Origin of the sequence: Paraconexibacter sp. (genome assembly GCF_041602235.1) — a bacterium.
Classification (GTDB): domain Bacteria; phylum Actinomycetota; class Thermoleophilia; order Solirubrobacterales; family Solirubrobacteraceae; genus Paraconexibacter.
Genome location: NZ_JBFIGP010000290.1, coordinates 1 through 4,707, shown reverse-complemented (window position 1 = coordinate 4,707; position 4,707 = coordinate 1). Strand labels below are relative to the sequence as shown.

Sequence of the window (4,707 nt, the reverse complement as noted above, 5' to 3'; positions counted from 1 at the left end):
GTGGCCCACGACGTTCAGTGACCTCGCCACCGCCATCGACCACCTCGCCCATCTCGAGGATGCCCGCGTCGTCCTCGGCCGGGTCGTGGCCGTCGGCCACAGCGCCGGCGGTCAACTGGCGCTGTGGGCGGGCGGGCGCCACGAGCTCCCGGCGCGGGCTCCGGGCGGCGACCCTGCCGTGCGGATCCGCCATGTCGTGGCGCTCGCGCCGGTGACGACCATGGTGCGCGCCGGAGCCCCTGCCGCCGCCGTTCTCGGCGGCACGATCGAGGATGTCCCGGACCGCTTCGAGCAGGCGGACCCCTCCCGCCGGATTCCGCTCGGTGTGCCGGTCACCGTGGTCCATCCGGAGCACGACGAGACGGTGCCCGCCCGGCGATCGCGCGAGTACGTGGAGACCGCTCGGGCCGCCGGCGCGGACATCGAGCTGCTCGTGCCCCCCGGGGGCCACCGCGACGTGATCGACCCGGGCCACGCGGCCTGGCACGCCGCCCGCGAGCGCCTCACGCAGCTCCGTCGCACGCTCTGACCGGCGGGGCGGGCGGGCGTCCCGGCCGCTCAGCGTCCCGGTCGCCGTCGCCTCCCCGGACGAGAGCAGCGCAACCCGGTGCTGCGGCACCTACACTGAGCGCCAAGGTGCCACGCACGGGAGCGTGGCTGGGAGAGAGAGGTCCATGAGCATCGACGAGCAGGGCGTTTCGCGCCGTGAACTCCTCCGCGGCGCGGCCGCGGCCGGAGCCGGAGCAGCACTCACATCGGCATCACCGGCATTGGCCGCACGCCGGACGCGCCGACCGTCCCGACGCCATCAGGTCGTCGTCCTCGGGGGCGGCATGGCCGGCCTGACCGCAGCGCACGAGCTCGTGGAGCGCGGCTTCCAGGTCGTCGTCTACGAGCGCAACGCGCTCGGCGGCAAGGCGCGCAGCATCCCGGTGCCCCGCACCGGCGAAGGCGGTCGCATGCCGCTCCCCGGCGAGCACGGCTTCCGCTTCTTCCCCGGCTTCTACCACCACGTGCCCGACACGATGCGCCGCATCCCGTTCCCCGGCAACGAGGGCGGCGTGCGCGACAACCTGGTCTCGGCGCTCGGCGCCAAGTTCCTGCGAGCCGGTGACCGCGGTGACGCCGGCCCGTTCGGGCTGGGCCCGGACCCCGAGGCCCCCATGTCCGTCGAGGGCATGCGGTACCTCCTGACCGACCTGCTCGCCGGTCGCGGGGTCCCGCCCCACGAGCTCGCGTACTTCGTCGAGCGGATGCTCGTGTTCGTCACCAGCTGCGACGAGCGCCGCTACGGGCAGTGGGAGCACGTCAGCTGGTGGGACTTCATCAAGGCCGAGAACAAGTCGCAGGAGTACAAGACGGTCGTCGCGGCCGGTCTCACCCGCAACCTCGTGGCGGCGAAGGAGACCATCGCCAGCACGCGCACGATCGGCAACATGGCGGAGGCGTTCGTCTGGAACATCGCCGGGCGCGGCAACGACGGCGACGTCGACCGCGTGCTGAACCTGCCCACCAACGAGGCATGGATCGACCCGTGGGTGGTGCACCTGCGCGAGCTCGGCGTGAAGTTCGCCGTCGGGCGGACCATCGAGCGCCTCGAGGTCGCGGACGGGAAGATCGTCGCCGCCCACATGCGCGACCGCCGTCGCAAGCGTCACCGCATCGAGGCGGACTGGTTCGTGCTGGCGATGCCGATGGAGCGGGCCCGCCGCGTCCTGGACGCCGATGTCCGCGCGCTCGACCCCGGGCTGCACGGCCTCGACGCGCTGCAGACCGACTGGATGGCCGGGATCCAGTACTACCTCCGCCGCGAGGTCGACATCACCCGCGGGCACATGACCTTCATCGACGCACCGTGGGCGCTCACGGCGCTCACCCAGGGCCAGTTCTGGGCCGACCGCGACTTCCCGGCGGACTACGGGGACGGCGATGCGGTCGACTGCCTCTCGGTCGACATCTCCAACTGGGACGCTCCCGGGATCCTCTACGGGAAGCCCGCGAAGGCCTGCACCCGCGAGGAGATCGCCAAGGAGGTGTGGGCGCAGATCAAGACCCACCACACCGCCGGCAAGCACCTGTCCGACGACATCCTGCACTCCTGGTTCCTGGACCCGGGCATCGCGTGGGTGAAGAGCCGGGCGCAGAACCGCAACGACACGCCGCTGCTCGTCAACACGGTCGGCACGTGGGAGAAGCGACCCACGGCCAAGACGAAGATCCCGAACCTGTTCCTGTCGGGCGACTACGTGCAGACCGACATCGACCTGGCGACCATGGAAGGCGCCAACGAGTCGGCGCGCATGGCGGTCGCCGGCGTCCTGGAAGCGTCCGGGTCCTCCGAGAAGCCGCCGCAGATGTGGACGCTCTTCGACGCTCCCGAGTTCGAGCCGATCAAGGCCATCGACCGCGAGCTGTACAAGGCCGGCCGGCCGAACGTCCTCGACGTCGCCTGAGCGAACCCGGAGCGCCCGCACCGCCGCCCGGCAGCGCGACGCGTCGGTCGCGCGCCTGCGGGCGGCGGGTCAGGCGACCCCGGCCGGCTCCCGCTCCGGCGACGTGTCCCCGACCCGCACCGCTCCGAGCGGCACGACGGTCTCGGGCGACAGCTGCTCCATCTCGACCTTCGGCAGGAGCCGGGACAGCGGCCCCGGCAGCCACCAGTTCCACTTGCCGAGCAGCTCCATGATCGCCGGGACGAGCACGAGGCGGACCACGGTGGCGTCGACCGCGATCGCGACCGCGTTGCCCAGGCCGAGCTGCTTGATCGACGGGACGCCGGTCGCGACGAACGTGAGGAAGACGCCGACCATGATCAAGGCCGCGCTGGTGATCGTTCGCGCGCTGGCGGCGATGCCCTCGGCCACCGCGCGGCGGGTGTCGCCGGTCGCGTCGAAGCGCTCGCGGATCCGGCTCAGCAGGAACACCTCGTAGTCCATCGAGAGCCCGAAGACCACCGCCAGGACGAGCGGTGGGGTGATCGTGTCGATGTTCCCCGTCGACTGGAACCCGAGGAAGCCGTCGATCCAGCCCCACTGGAACACCGCGACGAGCACGCCGTAGGCCGCTCCCACGCTGAGCAGGTTCGCGAAGACCGCCTTCAGCGGCAGGATCGCCGAGCGCAGGAGGATCAGCAGGATGACGTAGCTCAGCCCGAGCACGAACAGGATGACCTTCCACATCGAGCCGCGGACCTCGTCCCGGAAGTCGACCTGGGCAGCCGTCGTGCCTCCGACCCGCACCGTCGCGACGTCACCCGCGACCGTCGCGAGTCGCTCGCGCAGCCTCTCGACGAGACGACGGGTCGCCGGGGACTCGCCGTCGGCCCTCGGCACCGCGGAGATCAGGGCCCCGCGGCCGTCGGTCGTCGGCACCGGCGCGGCGATCGACGCCACACCGGTCTCCGCCCGAAGCACGCGACGAAGATCGCGCAGGAGGCCCGCGTTGGCGGCGTCGCCCGCCGACCCGCGCTCGAACTGCGCGAGCACGCGGATCGGCGCGCTCGCCCCGGGGCCGGTCAGCGACGCCGCGGTCTCGAAGCCCACGCGCGTCTCGTTGCCCTGCGGGAACTGCCGCAGCGCGCCGTTGCCGGTCTGCATCGACAGGGCCGGGATCGCGAGCGCGAGCAGGAGGGATGTCGCCGCGAGCGCGGCGACGACGGGACGGCGGGTGACCCGTGCGATCCACCGCTCCCAGAACGGCACGGGGACCGGTGCCGCCGCGCCGGTGGAGCCCGGGCGCCGACCGCGCCGCGAGCGGAACACCAGCGGCATGATCGTGAACAGCCGACCGCGCGCGTACGCGCGCTTGCCGAGGGCCCCGATGAGCGCCGGCAGCAGGGTGGCCGAGGCGAGCATGGACACCGCGACCACGAGGATCGCGCCGAGCGCCATGGACCGGATCGCCGTCGCGTCGACCATGTAGAGGCCCGCGAGGGAGATGATCACGGTGACGCCGCTGAAGAGGACCGCGGTACCGGAGGTCGCGAGCGCCGTCGCGCGGGCGGTGTCGGGGTCCTTCCCCGCCTGGACCTCCTCGCGGTAGCGGGCCAGGACGAACAGCGAGTAGTCCACGGCCACGCCGATGCCGATCATCGACGCCATGTTCGTCACGAACACGCTCATCTCCATCGCGAGGGAGAGGGCGTAGATCAGGGCGCCGGTCACGATCACGCTCACGAACCCGAGCGCGAGGGGAAGGCTCGCGGCGGCAAGGGAGCCGAAGACCAGCAGCAGGATCATCAGGACGATCGGGAAGCCCGTCGCCTCCGCCTTGGCGAGTCCCTCCTTGGACACGTCCTGCAGACCGGCCCACAGCGCGCCCTGACCGACGAGGTGGATGCCGACCGGGAGATCGGCCGCGCGGTCGGCCAGCCCCAGGCGCTTGCGCAGGTCGGCGGCGACGTCGACGGACTGCATGTCGTCGACGGCGACGGCGAGCGGCACCAGCACGGGCTTCGCCGGCGCCCGGTCGATCTGCCGCAGGGAGCGTGCCCGGGCCCGCGCGTCCAGCGCGACGTGGTCGGTCGCGGCGACGGCGCGGCCCACCTCGGCCAGCGCGGACCGCGTCTGCGCCCGCTCGGCACCGTCCTGGGGGACGAGGACGACGCCGAGGGAGGCCCGGCCGGCTCCGGGCAGGTCGCGGGCCAGGGCGGCCTCCACGGCCTGGGAGTCCGACCCGGGGACCGCGAAGCCGCCGCCCGTCAGGTTG

3 protein-coding genes are annotated in these 4,707 nt (G+C 72.7%); 2 read left to right on the top strand and 1 reads right to left on the bottom strand.

All coding sequences use genetic code 11. The annotated features are described in order from the left end of the window. Together ABYE80_RS17310 and ABYE80_RS17305 are read left to right on the top strand one after the other, a co-directional pair. The coding region (locus tag ABYE80_RS17310) for an alpha/beta hydrolase family protein (RefSeq protein ID WP_372791555.1) at positions 1–529 on the top strand (529 nt) is incomplete at its 5' end. A 145-nt stretch (positions 530–674) separates the two neighbouring features. Beyond that, on the top strand, positions 675–2,453 hold the full coding sequence (locus ABYE80_RS17305) for an FAD-dependent oxidoreductase (protein WP_372791554.1): 1,779 nt from the start codon (positions 675–677) through the stop codon (positions 2,451–2,453). 69 nt (positions 2,454–2,522) lie between these two features. Here the strand turns inward: ABYE80_RS17305 and ABYE80_RS17300 are convergent. Beyond that, positions 2,523–4,707: MMPL family transporter (locus ABYE80_RS17300; protein ID WP_372791553.1), on the bottom strand; the 2,185-nt coding region annotated here is incomplete at its 5' end.

What these genes read in the sequence shown, in the direction of transcription:
- ABYE80_RS17305 (WP_372791554.1), top strand. Translation starts at nt 675, where the DNA reads ATGAGCATCGACGAGCAGGGCGTTTCGCGCCGTGAACTCCTCCGCGGC.